Consider the following 17184-nt stretch of genomic DNA (forward strand, 5'->3'; position numbering starts at 1 on the left):
AAAAGACTAAAAAGAAGGCTCGCGGCCACGTACGCAGGGGACGTGCTTCCCCGCGCCGCCGCAGGCCTCGTGTGTGCTGCGGCGGGTGGTGCTCACGCCCGCTTACTTCGCGTGGGTAATGACGTGGTCGACGAAGCCGTAGTCCTTCGCCTCAGCGGCGGTGAACCAGCGGTCACGGTCGGAATCCTTGGTGATCTGCTCCACGGTCTGGCCGGTGTGCTCAGCGATGAGCTCCGCCATCTCCCGCTTGGTGTGGGCGAACTGCTCCGCCTGGATGGCGATGTCGGCCGCGGTACCACCGACACCGGCAGAGGGCTGGTGCATCATGATGCGGGCGTGGGGCAGGGCGTAGCGCTTGCCCTTGGTGCCCGCGGACAGCAGGAACTGGCCCATGGAGGCCGCCAGGCCCATGCCGTAGGTGGCGACATCGCAGGGGGCGTACTTCATGGTGTCGTAGATCGCCATGCCTGCGGTGACGGAGCCACCGGGGCTGTTGATGTAGAGGTTAATGTCCCGCGTGGGGTCCTCTGCGGACAGCAGGAGGATCTGGGCGCACAGCTTGTTGGCGATCTCGTCGTCAACCTGGGTGCCGAGGAAAATGATGCGCTCCCGGAGGAGACGCTCGAAGACGGAGTCGGAAAGGTTCATGCCTGCGGTGGCAGACATCAGCAGTTTGTCGCTCATGGTCTCTTCAATCTGTTGACGGCGGTGATTATTTCCGTGGCACGCGCCCGTACCGGGTGTGCTGACCCTCTGGGGAGTAGAGGTGTCAGCGCACCCCGCGCGGGGGCGTGCGGCTGCCTGACAGCCTACCGCCGGTGGTGGAGTGCGGGCGAAGAAAAGTGGCTTTTTTCGCCGATGTTCGCTCACAGCGCACGGCCGGCGGGAGCGTAGCGGCGTTTTGGGGTCAACGCGGGTAGGCGAAAGCCCCCAGGGGCCACAACGATAATGCTGGGCCTTGGGGGCTTCACACGGTCCCTGAGGCGCTCCCCGCCCCTCATGCGGGACGGGCGGCGCGGTGGGGGTGCTGCTTAGTTCTCCTCGGCAGCGGCCTCGGCGTCATCCTCGCCGTAGTACTCCTTGGGGTCGACAGATGCGCCCTCGGAGTCGGTGACGGTGACCTTGCAGATGGCGGAGGCGAGAGCCTTGCCGCGGCGCAGGTCGGCCATGACGGTGCCGAGCTGGCCGGCCTGGTTGAGGCGCTCGACGAACTCCTGCGGCTGCATGCCGTAGTTCTGCGCGGTGAAGACGATGTGCTGGGTGAACTCTTCGTTGGTCACCTCGGGCTGCTCGATCTCAGCGAGAGCATCGAGGAACAGCTGGGTGCGCACGTTGGTGGTGGCGGACTCGCGGGCCTGCTTCTCGAAGGTCTCGCGGTCCATGCCCTGGGCGCCGAGCACCATGTTGAGCATGTTCTCGTCGCCACCAACCTGAGCGATGAGGCTCTGGATCTGGCCGTTGGCCTGCTCCTCGATGAGAGACTCGGGCAGAGCGAACTCGGTCTTCTCCAGGGCGGCGTCGAGAACGGCGTCACGGATGGCCATGGCCTGCTGGGTCTTGGCACGCTCCTCGACGGTCTCGGCGAGGTCGGCGCGCAGCGCGTCGACGGTGTCGAACTCGGAGGCTTCCTGCACGAACTCGTCGTTGACCTCGGGCAGCACGCGCTCGCGGACGGCGGTGACCTTGACGGTGACCTGGCCGGTCTCGCCGGAGTGCTCGCCGGCGGGGATCGAGGCGTCGAAGGTGGCGGACTCGCCAGCGGACAGGCCGGTGACGGCCTCATCCAGACCCTCGATGAAGTCCTTGGAGCCGACCAGGTAGGTCAGGCCCTCTTCAGAAGCCTCCGGGATCTCCTTGCCGTCGACTGCAGCAGACAGGTCGATGGTGAGGATGTGGCCCTCAGCAGCCGGACCCTCCACAGCCTTCTCGGTGGCGAAGCGGGCGCGGAGACGATCGAGCTCCGCATCGACAGCAGCCTCGTCGGTGGCGACAGCGTCAACGGTGACGGAGATGTCCTCGAAGTTCGGGACCTCGATCTCGGGGCGAACGTCAACCTCGGCGGTGAACTCGACGAGCTCACCATCCTCAACCTTGGTCACATCGATGACCGGCTGGCTCAGCACGTTGAGCTCGTTGGCCTGCACGGCCTGGGAGTAACGGGACGGCAGCATCTCGTTGATGACCTGCTCGATGACCGGGCCGCGGCCGATGCGGGCCTCGATCAGCTGACGCGGGGCCTTGCCCTTACGGAAACCGGGCACCTGCACCTGGCGGGACAGCGCTGCGTAGGCCTGATCAAACTCAGCGGAGAGTTCGTCGAAGGGAACCTCGACGGTGATCTTCACGCGGGTGTCATTGAGCTTCTCGACGGAACTCTTCACGAGTCACACTCCTGGGAAAATTAACGGTGAGCCGCCCACCGCCAGCACCCGACCCACGCCGCACCAAGCGACGGCAGGAGATGGAATGCGCACAGCAGATGGCGACTCGGAAAACTACATGGTTGTTGCACTGAGAACGATGCCAGCCCAGCGATGAGCGTGTGGCGCTCATCGTGCACTCCCGCAGTCGCGTGAGCGCAAGGACTAGCACCCGAACCAACACCACGCTCCCGGGCCGACACTTTCCATCTGTGATGGTGGTCGGCCAGGCCGCGGTACTCAGCGTCGGGATAACAGGATTTGAACCTGCGACCCCCTGCTCCCAAAGCAGGTGCGCTACCAAGCTGCGCCATATCCCGGTCACGTCACGACCACTGGAGAAACCACCGCAGGTGACCACCAGTGCGTGGACGTGGCTAGCAGTCTACCCAGTATTGCCAGCACGCCCACACACCGGGGTCCACTTCCCCGCAGCATCCACGCCAACACCCCCTCCCACCTGCCCAAATGTCAAGCCCGAGCCTGTGGATAACTTCTCCCCACGCCACAGAACTTCGCGATCACGTGCTCTCTACTGCTCCCCCACCACCGCCGCCACCCACGCAGGCATGCACTACCCGAGTCAACCTCACCGTAGGGGCGCCACGTCGGATGTGTGGTGCGCGCACGCAAGCCCCCAAGCTCCACTCCCCGCACGTCCCACGCCCCCGCCCCGAGGACACAGACAGCGCGAGACTTGTGTAACCCGCCCGCGTCCGATACCATGCGACGGTGCGCGATAAGCGCTGGTCACGGCTCTAAGCAGTACCGTGGGAACGTCGTATAGTGGCTAATACCTCAGCCTTCCAAGCTACCCTTTCATATAATCGCGGCTTTCGTCAAACTTTTTTAAAGCCGCTGGTAGTACTTCCACCCCCGCCGAGTGCCCGCTCTGGTGTGGGGCTTTTTTGTTGCCGGTGCCCGTTTTTTCGGGGCGGTTTTTGGGGGTGTTCCCCCACCCCTTTAAATAACTTATTTATGCGGATATTGCATAACCCCCGCCACCCCGTGGGTACAGGGCAGTGCGGGGGCTACGGGCGGGCCTAGGGTCAGCCGACGACGAAGGTGAAGCAGGCCCGGATCTTCTTGCCGGCACCGAGGGTACTGCCGGAGGCGTAGTACATGTTCCCGTTGTTGCTGAGCATGAAGAGCAGCGTTGACGTGCTTCCGTGGACCTGGCCCGCTGCCTGCACGTGCCAGGTGGGGCGCGCCCAGTCCGGCACGGTGATGGGGGCCTTGGCGTCGTTGCCGGACTGCACCGTCACGACGTTGCCGGAGCGGGCGATACGCCAGCCGCCAACGACTGCGGTGCGCGTCTTCGCACCCTTGGCGACCTCCTTGTCTACATAAGCCTTCGACGCGGCGGAACTGTTTGCCGAGGGTGTATCGGCGACGGAGATTTGGCCGTCTGCACTGCGCGCCACGATGGTGCCCTTCTTGCCGAGGGCGTGGGCGTTGACGGTGCCCGTCGACGCGGTGCTGACTGCCAGCCGGGCGTCGAGGTGGCCCTTGTTGACGGCGTCGGCGCTCTCGGTGGGGTTGCCCACGCGGAGCGCGCCGGTGGAGCGGCGTACGGCGATGGTGTTGATGTTCGCCTGGTGGGGGTCGGCTGCTTTCACCCAGCTGGGCACGTCGGAGAGGCCTGCCAGGGTGTGGGTGTGCGTCTTGGTCGCGTAGTTGTCGGCGACCCACTTCTTGGGCACCGCATCGTCGTCGTACTGCGGGGGTGAGGTTTTGAGCGTGCCGTAGTGGGTACGGACGGGGATGGTGGAGTTCTTGATGGCCCAGTTGATGCCGTCGACGCGGCCGCTGACTTCGAGGGTGCCGTCGCTGCCGTTGCGTTGGAGGTCGCGGAGGCTGTGGGTGTGCCTGCCAGGCGCGCGGGTAGCGATCTGCCCGTCGACGTAGGCCTTACTGGTGGCAGACCACGTGTCCGTCGGCGGGGTAGCCACGGGGATCTGCCCGTCCTTGGTGCGGGCGACGATCGTGTCCTTTTTGCCTGCCGCGTAGGCGTTCACCCGGGCGCTGGTGCTCTTTCCGGGCTTGAGCTGCTCGTCAAAGTAGGCCTTGTTCACCGCGTCGGCCGGCTCGGTCGGAGGCCCCACCCGCAGTGCCCCGGTGGAGCGGCGCACCGCGATGGTGTTCACCCCCGGCTGGTGGGGGTCCCTGGCCTTCACCCAGTTGGGCATGTCCACGAGGCTGCTCACCGCGCGCACGGGGTTGGCGACCTCGGACTTGAGGGACGACAGCCCGATGCTGCCGGGCTTGATGCCGGTGTTGGCGGTCTCGGCTGCCTTGCTGGCAGCAGCCTCGGCCGCCCTCTTTGCGGTCTCCGCACCACCCTTGGCGTTCTCCGCCGCCTTCTTTGCGTTCTCCGCCCCGGTCTTCGCGGTCTCCGCGCCGCTCTTGGCTGTCTCCGCGCCGGCCTTGGCGGTGGCCGCTGCGGTGGCGTGGGCCTTCGCCTCGTTCCTGATGCGCTCAGTGTCGGCCTTGACCTGGTCGGTTGCTTTCTTCACCGCGTCGGTGGCCTTCTTCACCGCGTCGGCCTGCGACTTAGCGCTCTCCGCGCCCTTCTTCGCATTGTTCGCAGCCGTCGCCGAGGACGCGGCCTCCTGAGCCTTGCGGGTCACCGCCTCCTTGAGCTTGAGGTACTCGCCAGACACCGGCAGGGTCGCCAGGCCCGTGGTGTTGTCAATCTCGATCCACGCGCGGCCGGTGCGCAGGTAGTCGTCATCGTCAACGAACCTGCCCTCGACGCGGGCGGTGAACTTCCCTACTTCTCCCACTGTCGGTACTCCTTAAGCTCGGGCGGCAGCGGCCGGACGGCTGCCTGGGGGTATTGCACCGCAAAGTCGGTGCGTAGGTCCTCGATGTGCCTCATGGCGACTTGGAGGAGGTGGTCGGCGGAGGCGATGCGCCGCTGGAGGATGGTGATTTTCCCGGAAAGTTCGGTGAGCTGCCGCTGGGTTTCGGCGTGCTCCTCCTCCACCGCGTTCATCCGCTCGCGCAGTTGGTTGGCTTCCAGCAGGAAGTCGGCGGCGCGCTCGTCGGCCTGCTTGAGGTTGGCCTCCAGGCGCTCGTTGATGCGCAGCGCGGCCTCGGAGGATGCCTTCGCTTCGCCGCCGCGCCGGTTCTCGCGGGCTTGGAGCCAGCCCCAGAACCCGCCGGCGATGGCTACACCGATGCCGCTGATGAGGCTGATGATGCCGCTATCCATGCGCACCGCCTGGTTCCAGCCGGGAGGGCAGCAGGGATGAGAAGCTGCCGTTGACGAGGACCATGCCTGCCAGGGCGAGGTTCATGCAGGCGGGCATGACCAGCCCGGGGGCGTTGAAGGCGGCGATGGCGTAGGAGACTCCCCAGACGAACAGGAGGGTGCCGGCGAAGCCGGTGGACCACCGGTAGACGCGGAGGTTGGTGGCCCCGATGGCGCAGCCGACGGCTGCGGTGCCCCACAGCACCATCCAGAGCAGTGGGGGGAGTGCGGCCTCGACGATGTCGAGGGGTGGGACGACGTTGGGCCAGGGGGTCATCCACACGATGAGGCGAGCCGTGCAGAAGGCGGCGAGGACGATGCTGCCCAGGACCCGCGCACGGTCGGCCCCCTGCGCCCAGCTGTACGGCCCGCGCATCACTGCCCCCGGCGGGAGTTGTAGGTGTCCACCAGTGCGGCGAGGCTGGCGTCGAGCGCCGGGTCGGGGTCGACGGTGGCGGCCGGTGCCTGCGGCTCGGGTGCGGCGGGTGCCGGGGCTGCGGTCTCGCCTGTGTGGGGCTGGTGGGTGGTGTTGGTGCACCCGTGGCCGGAGTCGATGAACCCTGCGCGGGCTTCGTTGACCTTGGCGAGCTGGGAGGCGGACCAGCCGTTGGGGGTGCGGCGCACGCCGACGATCGTGGCGAGGAAGCCGACAGCCCAGACGGCGGTCTGGATGCGGGTGTCGTTCTGCGCCCACTCCTGGGAGGCAAGCCATGCGACGGAAGTGACGAGGAACCCGGCGATGGTGGTGACGGTGTTCGCGTGGGCGCGGTACCAGGGCTGGGTCTTGACCTGCTGGTAGATGTACTCGCCGGTGAAGTCGAGGATGGGGGTACCGACCATTAGTGGGCCTCCTTTGCTTCGAGTGCGTCCAGGCGGCGGGTGATGTCTGCCAGCTGGGTGAGGATTCGCTCGGTGTTGGCGCGCGCCACGAAGGCGTGGGCGTCGGCGTTGAGCAGTGCGTCCAGGGGGCGCATGGTGACGGTGCTGCCCTCCACGCGGGAGGGGTAGCGGGCCTGGATTTGGTCGAAGGACACGGTGGCCCCTTTCTGCCCCACGGGGGCGGTTGCGGTGGGGCCGCGCTTGATTTCGGCGGCCACCCGGTTGCGGAAGTCGTTCATGTCGATGCCGCCCGGATCCCACTTGCCTTGAGCGGCACCGGCCCATTCCTTGTGGCCGATGACGGCCGTGGCGGGTAGCCCCAGGTACCAGCAGATGGCGGCGCAGATGCGCACGTAGGCGTCGAGTTCGGCCTGCGGCCAGGGGCTGGTGCCATCGGACTGCGCCTCGATGCCGATACTCACCGCGTTGGCGTTGTTGGCGGGCCAGCCGGGGTAGGAGCCTTGGCCGGCGTGCCAGGCGATGCCTGCGCCGGTGATCGTGGCGACCCCGTCGCGGGCGAGGTGGATTTGGGCGCAGAGGCCCAGCTGGGGGTGGCGGGCGATGTAGTCCGCGCCGGTGGCGTTGTGGCCGGTGTGGTGGGCGACCACGCCGATGATGCGGCCGAAGTCGCCGTGCCCCCTATCACGCCAGCCGGGGTGCTCACGCACGGTAACGCCCCACTCGCGCAGCAGTTGGGGGAGGAACACCGGGTCGCCCCGGTGGTTGGGGTTGGGTTGCAAGACCCCTCCTGTCCTTCGTGTGGTGCACCGCCGCCGTCGTCGCCCCCTAGGGCACCACACTCCCCCGTGCGGTCAGTCCCCCGCACCCCACCCGCCCGGGTGCCGTTAGGACTTCGCCGGGGGCGGTGGGGCGAGCGCCGCGCGGCCGGCCAACGCCTCGGCGGCACGCATCGCGTTCACCAGGGCATCGATGGGGGACTCGGTGTCCTGCCTGCGCCCCAGGATGGGGGCGACGGACAACGGGGTGTTGACACCCCACTCGGCCTCCCACCCGGATACGACTTCGCTGATGACGGTGTCCCCGTCGGCGAAGCGCACCCGGTCGCCGATGCGCCACCCGGGGTAGGTGACACCGCCCTCGGTGACGTCGTCGCCGAACACGCACCCCAGGGCGTTACCAGCCCCCAGCTTCACGCCGACGCTGCCCTGGGAGGCGATCCACTCCTTCTCCAGGGCGTCGGTGGTGTCTGCCGTCCACGCCCCGGTGCCGAGGTTGGCGAACCGCTGCCGGTAGGCGAACGCCCCCACCGCGTCGAGGTTCACCGCCGCCCCGAGGGTGTTGTAGCTGACGGTGCTGCCGGCTTGGGTGGCTGCGGGGTTGATGTTCGCGTGGAACTGGGTGTACACCGGCCCGTCGTCGGTGGTGGCCTTGGCGACGTCGCCGAGCTGCACCCCTTTGCCGCCGGCGGCGGCCTGGTCGGGGGTGATGGCCTTGGCCTGCACCCCGGTGCGGGCGCGGACGGACAGTGGGGTGGCGTCGTCGGTGAGGAGGCGGTTCATCCACGCGTCCCACTGGGCGGCGGCGACGATCTCCGCCCCGTCGGGGGCGTTGTAGGTGGTCGACCACTGCCCCACTCCCCCGCCGCCACGGGTGGCGAACACTACCTCGGGGCGGTCGCGTTCCCGGTAGAGGTGCACCATGAGGCCGGGGACCTGGGGTAGGGCTGCGCGCGCGGGTGCGGCCGTCTCCTGGGCGGCGACCTTCCGCCGGTAGTCGTCGTACTGGGCGCGGGTCATGAGCCACCACTTGTCGGCGTAGTTGATGCCGAATACTTCCTGGTTATGGAGCTTTTTGTGGAGGTAGTCGATGATGCTGTGGGTGCGTAGGAGGTCCTCGGGGTGGGTGGGGAACACCTCGGGGTTGAGGCCCTCCGGGTAGTTCTTTTTATCCCACTTGCCTTTGAATTTTGGCACGTGGTAGAGGCTCTGGTACTCGCCCTTGGCCATGAGCGGGTGGCCGACGTTGATGTTCCACGGGAACAGTGTGGCGTGGAAGTAGTCCTCGGCGCTGAACTGCCCTCGTGCCCAGCGGGTGACGAATGCGGGCAGGTTGTTGACCAGCGAGTTGTCGGGGAGCCGGTAGAAGTCGTCGACGCCCATGACGCGTACCGCGCTCTTCCACAGCTTCTCGCTGTACCCCTTGGCGAAGCCCTTGAACATTTCTGCGTGGGTTTCGCGCATGTCCTCGTTGTCTTTGTTGGCCTCCGACACGCCCGCCTCATACGTGGCGCGGTACCGCTGGTAGATGATGGTTTCGATAATCCGGAAGGGGCTTTCCCCGGAGCCTGTCGGGTACATCGGCACCCAGCACAGGCCTGCCCTGCCGTCCTTGATGGAGTTGCCCAGCGCGTCGCGGTAGGCGATGCCTGCGAACGCCTCGATGGGGTACTGCTGCGCCTGGGTGAGGTCGTAGGGGCGCAGGTGCCCCACCTTCGCGTGGGGCCAGTACCCTTGGGCACGCTTCGCCGCGCACCACGCCTTGGTGGTGCCCGTGATCGCGAGGACGGGGCCGGACGTCGGATCCGGCGGGATGGTGGTGACGGGGATGTCGTGCTCCGGCAGCAGCATCCGCACGTCCGCGTAGTAGGTGGACTGCTCCAGGATCGGGCCGAGTACCCCGGCGACGCTATCGCCGGCACTGACCGTCGCCTCCACCTTGGGCATGGTGGCGTAGTAGCCGGATGGCAGGCACAGGTAGGTGGGGAGCTGCTGGGCGAGGGCGCGGGCGTAGATGATTTCGTACATGACCCGGTGGAGCAGGCCACGGTGCACGGCGAGCGGAACGTCCTTGCCACCGGAGGTGCTGGTGGTTGCCCCCGGGTCGGCGGCGAGCAGCCGGTGGAGGTGCTTGTCGTCGGAGGCGAGGGTGAGCGTCCACGTGGTGCGCCCCTGGGCGTCGCCGGCCTTGACTGCGGTGGTCACCCGCCCCGTCCAGTACTGCCCGTTGACCTCCAGGGTGACGGGGGCGGGGTTGCGGCCTGTCGCCGCCCACACGGGCGAGAGGTTGTGGTCGCCGGGGAGGGTGATGGTCGCGGTGTCGACCTGCATGTCGCCGTGGCGGCTGAACTTGGCGGACTGGACATCCACGATGGGCCGCCAGCGGGCGTAGTAGGTGTCCCACACCCTGAGGTCGGGCTTGAGGTGGCGGGTACTGCGAGGGCCGTGGGGGTGCGGTGTGCGGGCGGTGGGGGTGGGAGCTTTGCTTACCATGCTCGGGTGGACTCCGGGGTGAGGGTGACGGTGACGGTGGCGTTCTCATTGCGGGACGGGGTGCTGAAAGAGCAGCGGACGGGGAGGACCCGGCGGCTCTGCCCACTCAAGCGTGGGGCGAGCGGCTCCGCCCAGTAGGGCACGAAGCCGCCGAAGTGGCCGGTCTTACTACCGGCGGTGTAGGTGACGGACTGGGTGGCGGGCCGGGTGTCGATCGTCCACGTCGCCCCACTGCGGGGCGGCAGGGCCAGGGGCTTGGACTGCCCATCGTGGAGGTAGCTGAAGGTCCCGGTGTAGCTGCCGGCGATGGTGATGACGGGCCAGGCGGGAAGATCCCCGTCGTAGGGCACCGCGAGGCCTGTGGTGCGGGTGTTCTCCACCTCCGGGCCGGTGTACGTGTAGGCGTCGGGGAAGCGCTGCCAGGCGGGGTACGGCACGGCGAGCTGGACGTCGAATTGGGCGAAGCCCGCCGCCCCCGGGGTGCCGAAGGTGTCCAGCTGGGTGACGCCTATGTAGTACACCTCCACCCACCGGTACCCGTGGCGGGCGGTCCGCACCACCAGACGGCGAGGCTCACTACCGTCGCCAAGGGCGTTGAGGAACCTGTCGATGAGGTACTGCACAGTGGTGTCGGGAAGGTGGCGGGTACCGTCGCGCCCCACTCCCCTGGCCTGGAGTTTCAGCGTCAGAGTCGTGTTGGGGTGGCTGGTGCCCCGCCACCTGCCGCCGAACTGCTGATACCCGCGCTCGATGCTGGGCTGGGTTGGCCACCCCACCCAGCCCGCCGGTACCTCCCGGAGGTAGATGCCCGGGGCGTTGTGCCGGCGGGTGCGCGGCCCGTCGTGGCGGGCGTGCCCGTGGACGCGGGCCAGGGGGATGCCACGACCGTCGGGGCCGATGATGCTCACGGCGGGTTCAGGCAGCAGCAGCTCGTCACTCATGGTGTCTTATCCTTGTCGCGCCAGTGCGGCGGTCAGCGTGGTGTCCTGGTCGGGGTAGACGCTGTCGACGGCCTCCATAACCATGGTGCCCAGCGCCCCGGACTTCGTGGCGAGGGCCAACGCGCGGGCGAGGGGGACAGTGTTCTTGTGGCCTGCGGTAGGCAGCGCCCCCGCGATGCGGGTCAGGGCCTCAAGCATCTTCTCCTGGGTGTTGGCCTGCTCGGCGGCCTTGGCCTGGGTGGCCTTCTGGTACCCGGAGGACGCCACCGTCGCCTCGGTGGCCTCGGTCTGGGCTGCCAGGGTGGCCGCCCCGGTGGCGGTGATCGCGGACTCCAGGCGGCTGGTGGAGTCCTGCTGGCCTCGAACGTTGGTGAGCAGCCGGGACGGTGCCGCAGGGGTGTAGCCACCGTCGTCGATGGACCAGGACGCCCCCTGCTCTGCCAAGGTGCCGCCGATGCCCACGCCACCGAACCCGCCGTCGGCCTGGTAGGCGTCCATCGCGCTGCGGGTGGGGTCGAACCACGTGCCGCCGCCAAGGCTGAACACCAAGCCCCGGCCGCCGCCGGCGGCGGAGGTGGCGTCGGTGAGCGCGTCGGTCGACTTCCGGTTGGCGAAGGTGTTCTCCTCCACCTCCCGGGTGAGTTCCGCAACCCGGTCCTTGAGGGTGGCACCGATGGACAGCTGCTTCTCCCGGGCGGCTTTCTCCTCCTCCAGGCGGCGGAGTTCGTTGGCGTTCTCGGCCTTCGCGTTCTCCCGCTCTTGCAGGGCTGCGTGCCGCTCGTCCACGGCCCGCTTCGCCTCGTTGCCGGAGAGGTACCCCTCCAACAGCAGGCGGGGGATGCCGCCCAGCCCGTCGCCGAACTCCTCGGCGGTCTTGTGGTCGACGCCCATGCTCTCAGCGAGGGCGGTGGCGGCACCGGAGACGGGTGCACCGGCGGCCGCCAGGACAACGGCAACCTTTTCGCCGAGGCTCAGGTCTCCGAACTCGTTGTACGCGTCAGTGGAGTTGGCGTCCATGGTCTGCCACCCCTTGACCGTGTTGGTGAGGCCGGTGCCGATGTCCGCGAGGCCGGAGGCGGCCAGCGGGACGCCGACGAGCGCGCCTGCGCCGGTGGTGGTCAGCATGCCGCCGACACCCACCTTCACGGCACCGAGGACGGTTTTGCCTACGCCCCCGAAGAAGTCGCCCATCGCGTCCAACCATCCCATCAGGCCGCCGGCTTCCTCACCGCCGTAGCTGATGGAGTTCTGGGCCTCCGCGAGCCGCACGGACTCCTGCGCCAGCCGCAGGGCCTGGATGCGCGCGGCCTCCTGCGCGTACACAAGCTTGGTGGTGGCCTCCCGCTCCAGCATGGCCGCGTCGAAGGCTGTGAGCGCCTCCTGCGCGCGGGCCAGCCGGGCGAGGGACTCCAGCTTCAGGGCCTGAGCCTCGTTGTCGGCGATGGTGAGCTTACGGTTGGATGCGTCCTCCACGCTCACGATTGCTTCCGTGGCGGAGCGGCGCTCGTAGTCGTAGGCAGCCTGCCGTGCGCGGGACAGGTCGTACTCGGCCTCCCGCACCTTGAGGTTGGCGGCAGCCCGCTCGGAGGCTGCGGTACGTGCCGCGTCCTGCTGCGCGATCAGTGCATCGGTCAGCTCCACCTGGGCGCGCGCGGAGTCCAGGGCGGCAGCCCTGAACCGCTCTTCGACCTGCCGGCGGTAGGCGTGCAGCTCGTTGAGGCGGGCGACCTGCTCGGCGGCTTTTTTGAACCCGTTGGCTACGGACCCCATGACGGAGTTGAACGCCTGCGCCGGAGCGATCGCTTTCGCGATGTCCATCTCCATGCGGGCGCGCTCCAGCGCGGCGACCTTCTGGGTCTCCTCCATCCGGGCCTTGGCGAGTTTCCGCTCCGCCTGCACGACCTTCTCGGATGCTTTCTCGGCCTTCTCCGGGGCCTCGGCCAGCATCTTGTCGAGCTTCTTCTGGGCCTTCTCCACCTTGTCGGAGTCGACTTTGCCCTTCTTATCGGGCGTCTTTGCTTTCTCCAGGTCCTTGCGTGCCTCGGCGATTTTGTCGGCCCACTCGGTGTCCGTCTTCCCGACCTGCTTACGTGCCTCGGCGAGGGCTTTCTCAGCCTCGGCGACGTTGTACGCGGCCTCCGCGCGATCGTCCTCGGCCTCGCCCAGCTTGTTGAACGCGGCGATGGTGTCCTCGTTGACGTACAGCAGGACGTCGAGGGTGGGCAGCTTGAGTTTGCCCATCTGGTCGACGATGTCGCCGAGGCCGGCGTCGCGGAGGGTCTGCATCGCCGGGTGGGTGGCGAACGCCTCCCCCAGGGTGGGGGCGGCGGTGTTGTTGGCCAGGCCGGGGATGTTCACCGCCCCGCTGTAGACGCCACCGTTGGTGTTGGTGGCGACGGGGACGAAGCTGCGGACGAAGCCCGGGGATCCGCCGTCGCTGCCTGCTGCGGTTGCCCCACCGTCGCCGGTGTACTCCAGCTTGCGGTGCATGTGCTGGGTGAACTGGGGGTCGTCGGCACCGGTGGCGGGGCCGTCGATGTGCAGGCCGCCGCCGGTACCCCCGCCGGATTCGAGGCGGTGGCCGCCGATGGTGGCTGCCGCGTGCCCGTCGGTGCCGGAGTTGTGGTACCAGCCGACGGAGAAGTCGTCGGGGCCGCCCAGGCCCGGCTCGAAGCCTCGGGAGGCGAGGAACTCGGCGAAGTTGGCGGTAGCGCCGCGCCCGTCGAGCGGGTCGCGGCCGTCGGCGACGTTCGCGGCCATGGAGACCGCGCCGGTGCAGTCGGAGGAGTCGGATCCCCAGCCGCCCAGCCGGTAGGGGGTGCCCTCCCAGGGCCGCAGTGCGGACAGCACGTCGTCGGCTTTGCCGCCGTCGGCGAGGCGGGGCAGGTCCTTGGCGAGGCCTGCCAGCACCCCGGAGGGGTCGCCGTGGTTGATGGCGGCGAGGGTGGTGTCGAAGCGCTCGGAGGAGCGGCCGTTGATGACCCACTCCCCTTTATCGACCCAGGTGGTGGGGATGCCGTCTTTGCCGACGCCGAGGAACCCGTCGACGCGTTCGGTGCCGGGGCCGGTGGTGGGCAGGCGGTAGCCTGCGGGGCCGCCGATGCGGGAGCCGTCAGCGTTGGCGGGGATGCGCGAGCCTTCGGCGTTGGTGGGGATGCGGCCGCCGGTGGCGTGGCCGGTCAGGCGGGTGAAGAAGCTGCCTGCGGCGTTGAGGGTGATGGTGGCGACTTTGCTGAGCGCGGCGGGGCTGAGCAGCGAGTCGATTTTGTTGCGGACGACTTCGGCGTTGTCGTGGATGACGATTTCGCCCTCGGGGAGGGTGGTGATTTTCAGCCCGAGGTCTTCGAGGGCGCGGCGCTTCTCCCCCGTGCGGTCCTCGATGACGATGTTGCCCTGGGGGAGGTTGAGCACGTCCGCGCCGAGCTGCCGGAGGCGGTCCATGTTCTCCGGGGTGTAGTCCCTGATGAGGATCTCACCGTCGGGCATGCTTTCTGCCGCCAGCCCCAGCTCGTGGATGGCCTGGCGGGCTTCCTCGGTGTCGGCGATGATCGGGAACTCCGCAGGCTCCATCACGGACGCCTGGTAGCCGATTTCGTTGAGCTTGGCGACGACGTCGTCGGTGCGGGCGCGGAGGTCGACGGAGATGTTCTTCGCCTCCGGGATGTCCATCATCTGCCGGCGGATGCTGTCCAGCGTGCGGGTGGTTGCCGCGTTCTGCGGGTCGGCCTTCACCGCGAGCGTCTTGCCGTCGGGCAGCTTCTCGACCTTGAGGTGCAGGTCTTCCAGCTGCTTCTGGACGTGGGCGGGGATGTCGGCGGCGATGTGGAGTTCGTGTTTTTTGTTGTCGAACTCCAGGGCCTTGTCGCCCAGGATTTCCAGCGCCTTCGAGGCGTCCTCGTCGCCCTGGACCTGCACCTTCACCAGGGTGTTGAGGGGCTGGTCGAAGCCTGCGGCTTTCATGACGGCTTGGATCTCGTCGGCGGAGCGGCCGGCGGCGGTGAGGGAGTCGACGACGGACTGCCGGTACTTCTCCCACTCCTGGCGGGCGACTTCGATGACTTCGGTCTCCTGGGAGCCGGCGTTGCGGAGCTGCTCCATGCGGGCGGCGACCGCTTCGCTCATCTCGTTCTGGGTGGAGCGCAGGACGTCGAGGGTGTCGCGGGCGGCCTGCTGCGTCATGTCGAACTGGCCGGTGGAGCTGTTGAAGAAGTCCAGGCCGGCGCTCTTTTTCGACAGCTCTTCTACCTGCTTGTAGAACTCGCCGATCTCCTGCTGCATGTCCAGAGTGGTGCCGTTGAACTCGGCGTTGAGGGCGCGGGCGGTGCGCTTGATGGCGTCCTCGAAGTTCTTTGCCTCGTCGGCGGCGTGGTAGAGCTGCTCTGCCAGGCTGCGGGTGCGCTCGGCGGCGTCGTAGGCGGGGGCGGAGATGCTGGCGGAGGACTCGCCGAGTTTGCCGATGGCGTCGGCTGCCTGCTCGGCCTTGGTGCGGCCCTCGTCGAAGGCCTTGCCCTGGGCTTCGATGGCGTCGCGGGCGGCCTTGAGCTTTTCGATTTCCTTGTCGGCGTCGGAGCCGTAGTCGACAACGTTGGCGGCGTTGGCTTTTTCGCGGGCCTTGATTTCCTCGTCCAGGGCGTCAAGGATTTTCTTCCGGGCGTCGCCCTCGTTCTCGATGGCGCGGGCGGCCTGCTCGGTGGTCAGCGCGCCGGCGGTGATGGCGTCGCCCAGTTTGCCGGTCTGCGCCTCCTGCACGGCGAGCTTATGGATGTTGGCGTCGATGAGGTTGTTGGACGCCTGGAAGGCCTGCGCCCACCTGTCGGTGGCGGCTGCGGCCTCCGCCTGGGCCTGCTTGGTCTTCTCCACGTGCCCCAGCCACGCCCCGAGGGCGAGGGTGACGCCGGTGATCGCCAATCCGAGGGGGCCGCCGAGGGCGGTCCACAGGCCCGTGGCGGCGGCTTTCAGGCCGGCCATGCCGACGGCGGCGACGCCCGCGCTGCGGGACATGAGGGTGAGCTGGAGGCCACTGCGGCCGGCCTCCGCGCCCATCCGGGCCGCACCCATGGTGGCACCGAGGTAGGCCTGCTCGAGGGCCTTGAGGCGGGGGGAGGTGACGGTGACGGAGCGGATGAGAGCCTCGTGGCGCGTCAGGCCGGCGTTCGCGGCCTGGAGCTGGGTGGCGGTGGCGCGGAGCTGCTGCGCCCAGGACTGTGCCCCCTTGGCGGCGGATGCGAGCTTCGTGTTCGTGGCGTCGAAGCGCTTGCCGAGGGTGGCGTTCGCGAGGGCGGCTGCGGTGGCGGCGAGGGCGACCTGCTGCACGGGGGCGGGGAGGCCCTGCATGAAGCCGGTGGCCCGCTTGACGCTGTCGGTGAGGGAGTCGGTGGCGCTGGTGGCGCTGCCGAGGATGCCCGGCAGGGCCTGGAAGGCGGGGTTGAGGATCTCCGCGCCGAGGCGGCCGAGGGCGGCCTTGGTGTTGGCGGCCGCACCGGCGAAGGTGTTGCCCATCTCCTTCGCCGCGCCGCCCATGCCGTCGCGCATCGCGGCCTCGAAGGTGGCGAAGTCGACCTGCCCCTTGGAGACCATGTCGGAGACCTCGGCGCTGGTGACGCCGAGCTGCTTACCGATGAGCTGGAGGACGGGGATACCTCGGGACAGCAGCTGGAGCATGTCGTCGCCCTGGAGTTTGCCACGGGCTGCCACCGAGTTGAAGATCATGCCGATCTCCTGCATGCTCGCGCCGGCGATGGCTGCGGTGTCGGCGACGGTGCCCAGGGTGGTGGCGAGTTCCTTGCCGGGCTTGATGCCGGCGGCGACGGTGCCTGCTGCGGTGGAGGCGGCTTCGCCGAGGCCGAAGGCGGTGCCCTTCACGGAGCCGAGGGCGTCTTTCATGATGGCGGCGACGGCCTGGGTGTCGTGGCCGAGGCCCTTGAGCTTCGACTTGGCGTTGTCGATGGCCTTGAGGCGGCTCATGCCGCCGCTGAGGGCCATGCCGGCGACGGAGGCTGCGGTGAGGGCCGGGCCGAGCTGCTGCACGGCGGGCAGCAGGGTTTTCACCGCGCCGGCGAGGCTGGCGGCGTTGGTGGCGGACTCGGCGGCGACGATCGGCTTGGTGGGGATGCTGGCGGCTGCCTTTGCGAGCCGCTGGGTGGAGTTGGCGGCTGCATCGGCGGCGGTGGACAGTGCGCGAGCCTGGGCGGCGGCCTGGGGGTTGAGTTTGACGCTCGCGCCGGCGGCGGCGGTCTGCTTGAACGCGGCCCCGGTGGTCTTGGCGGTGTCGCCGAGGCCACGGACCTCCCGCTGGGCCTTGGTGACCTGCTTGGTGTCCGTCTTGAGTTTGAGGGTGGTCTTGGAGGTTTTTTCGGCGAGTTCGCCGAGGTCGACCAGCCCGTCCCTGGTGGTGTCGATGGCCTTGATTGCTTTGCCGGCGTCGACGGTGAGGTCAAACTTGAGTTCTCGGGACATGG

At 68.3% G+C, this 17184-nt stretch carries 10 protein-coding genes and 1 tRNA gene; all 11 read right to left on the reverse strand.

The features are described 5' to 3' along the window. Positions 1-102: 102 nt before the first annotated feature. The gene (locus C1Y63_RS04650) at positions 103-684 is read right to left on the reverse strand and encodes an ATP-dependent Clp protease proteolytic subunit (protein WP_106015306.1); all 582 of its coding nucleotides are present in this window, start codon (positions 682-684) and stop codon (positions 103-105) included. A 347-nt stretch (positions 685-1031) separates the two neighbouring features. Then, complete coding sequence (tig, locus tag C1Y63_RS04655) at positions 1032-2381, reverse strand: trigger factor (RefSeq protein ID WP_106015307.1); 1350 nt, start codon at positions 2379-2381, stop codon at positions 1032-1034. Positions 2382-2666: 285 nt separating this feature from the next. Further along, positions 2667-2740, reverse strand: a tRNA-Pro gene (locus C1Y63_RS04660). 729 nt (positions 2741-3469) lie between these two features. Continuing rightward, on the reverse strand, positions 3470-5206 hold the full coding sequence (locus tag C1Y63_RS04665; RefSeq protein WP_106015308.1) for a hypothetical protein: 1737 nt from the start codon (positions 5204-5206) through the stop codon (positions 3470-3472). Continuing rightward, complete coding sequence (locus C1Y63_RS04670; RefSeq protein ID WP_146128863.1) at positions 5194-5637, reverse strand: uroporphyrinogen-III C-methyltransferase; 444 nt, start codon at positions 5635-5637, stop codon at positions 5194-5196. Before C1Y63_RS04670 ends, C1Y63_RS04665 begins: the two co-directional genes overlap by 13 nt. Next, positions 5630-6052 (reverse strand): hypothetical protein, encoded by a 423-nt coding sequence (locus tag C1Y63_RS04675; protein WP_106015310.1) that lies wholly within the window; start codon positions 6050-6052, stop codon positions 5630-5632. The genes C1Y63_RS04670 and C1Y63_RS04675 overlap by 8 nt, the downstream gene beginning before the upstream one ends. Beyond that, positions 6052-6516, reverse strand: coding sequence for a hypothetical protein (locus tag C1Y63_RS04680; RefSeq protein WP_106015311.1), 465 nt, complete (start codon positions 6514-6516; stop codon positions 6052-6054). The genes C1Y63_RS04675 and C1Y63_RS04680 overlap by 1 nt, the downstream gene beginning before the upstream one ends. Beyond that, complete coding sequence (locus C1Y63_RS04685; RefSeq protein ID WP_106015312.1) at positions 6516-7295, reverse strand: N-acetylmuramoyl-L-alanine amidase; 780 nt, start codon at positions 7293-7295, stop codon at positions 6516-6518. Before C1Y63_RS04685 ends, C1Y63_RS04680 begins: the two co-directional genes overlap by 1 nt. Positions 7296-7400: 105 nt before the next feature. Continuing rightward, complete coding sequence (locus C1Y63_RS13175; protein WP_106015313.1) at positions 7401-9785, reverse strand: hypothetical protein; 2385 nt, start codon at positions 9783-9785, stop codon at positions 7401-7403. After that, positions 9779-10726 (reverse strand): hypothetical protein, encoded by a 948-nt coding sequence (locus C1Y63_RS04695; RefSeq protein WP_106015314.1) that lies wholly within the window; start codon positions 10724-10726, stop codon positions 9779-9781. Before C1Y63_RS04695 ends, C1Y63_RS13175 begins: the two co-directional genes overlap by 7 nt. A gap of 6 nt (positions 10727-10732) precedes the next feature. Beyond that, the gene (locus C1Y63_RS04700; RefSeq protein WP_106015315.1) at positions 10733-17182 is read right to left on the reverse strand and encodes a tape measure protein; all 6450 of its coding nucleotides are present in this window, start codon (positions 17180-17182) and stop codon (positions 10733-10735) included. Positions 17183-17184 lie beyond the last annotated feature (2 nt).

The sequence above is a fragment of the Corynebacterium sp. 13CS0277 genome, from assembly GCF_002994655.1.
Classification (GTDB): Bacteria; Actinomycetota; Actinomycetes; order Mycobacteriales; family Mycobacteriaceae; genus Corynebacterium.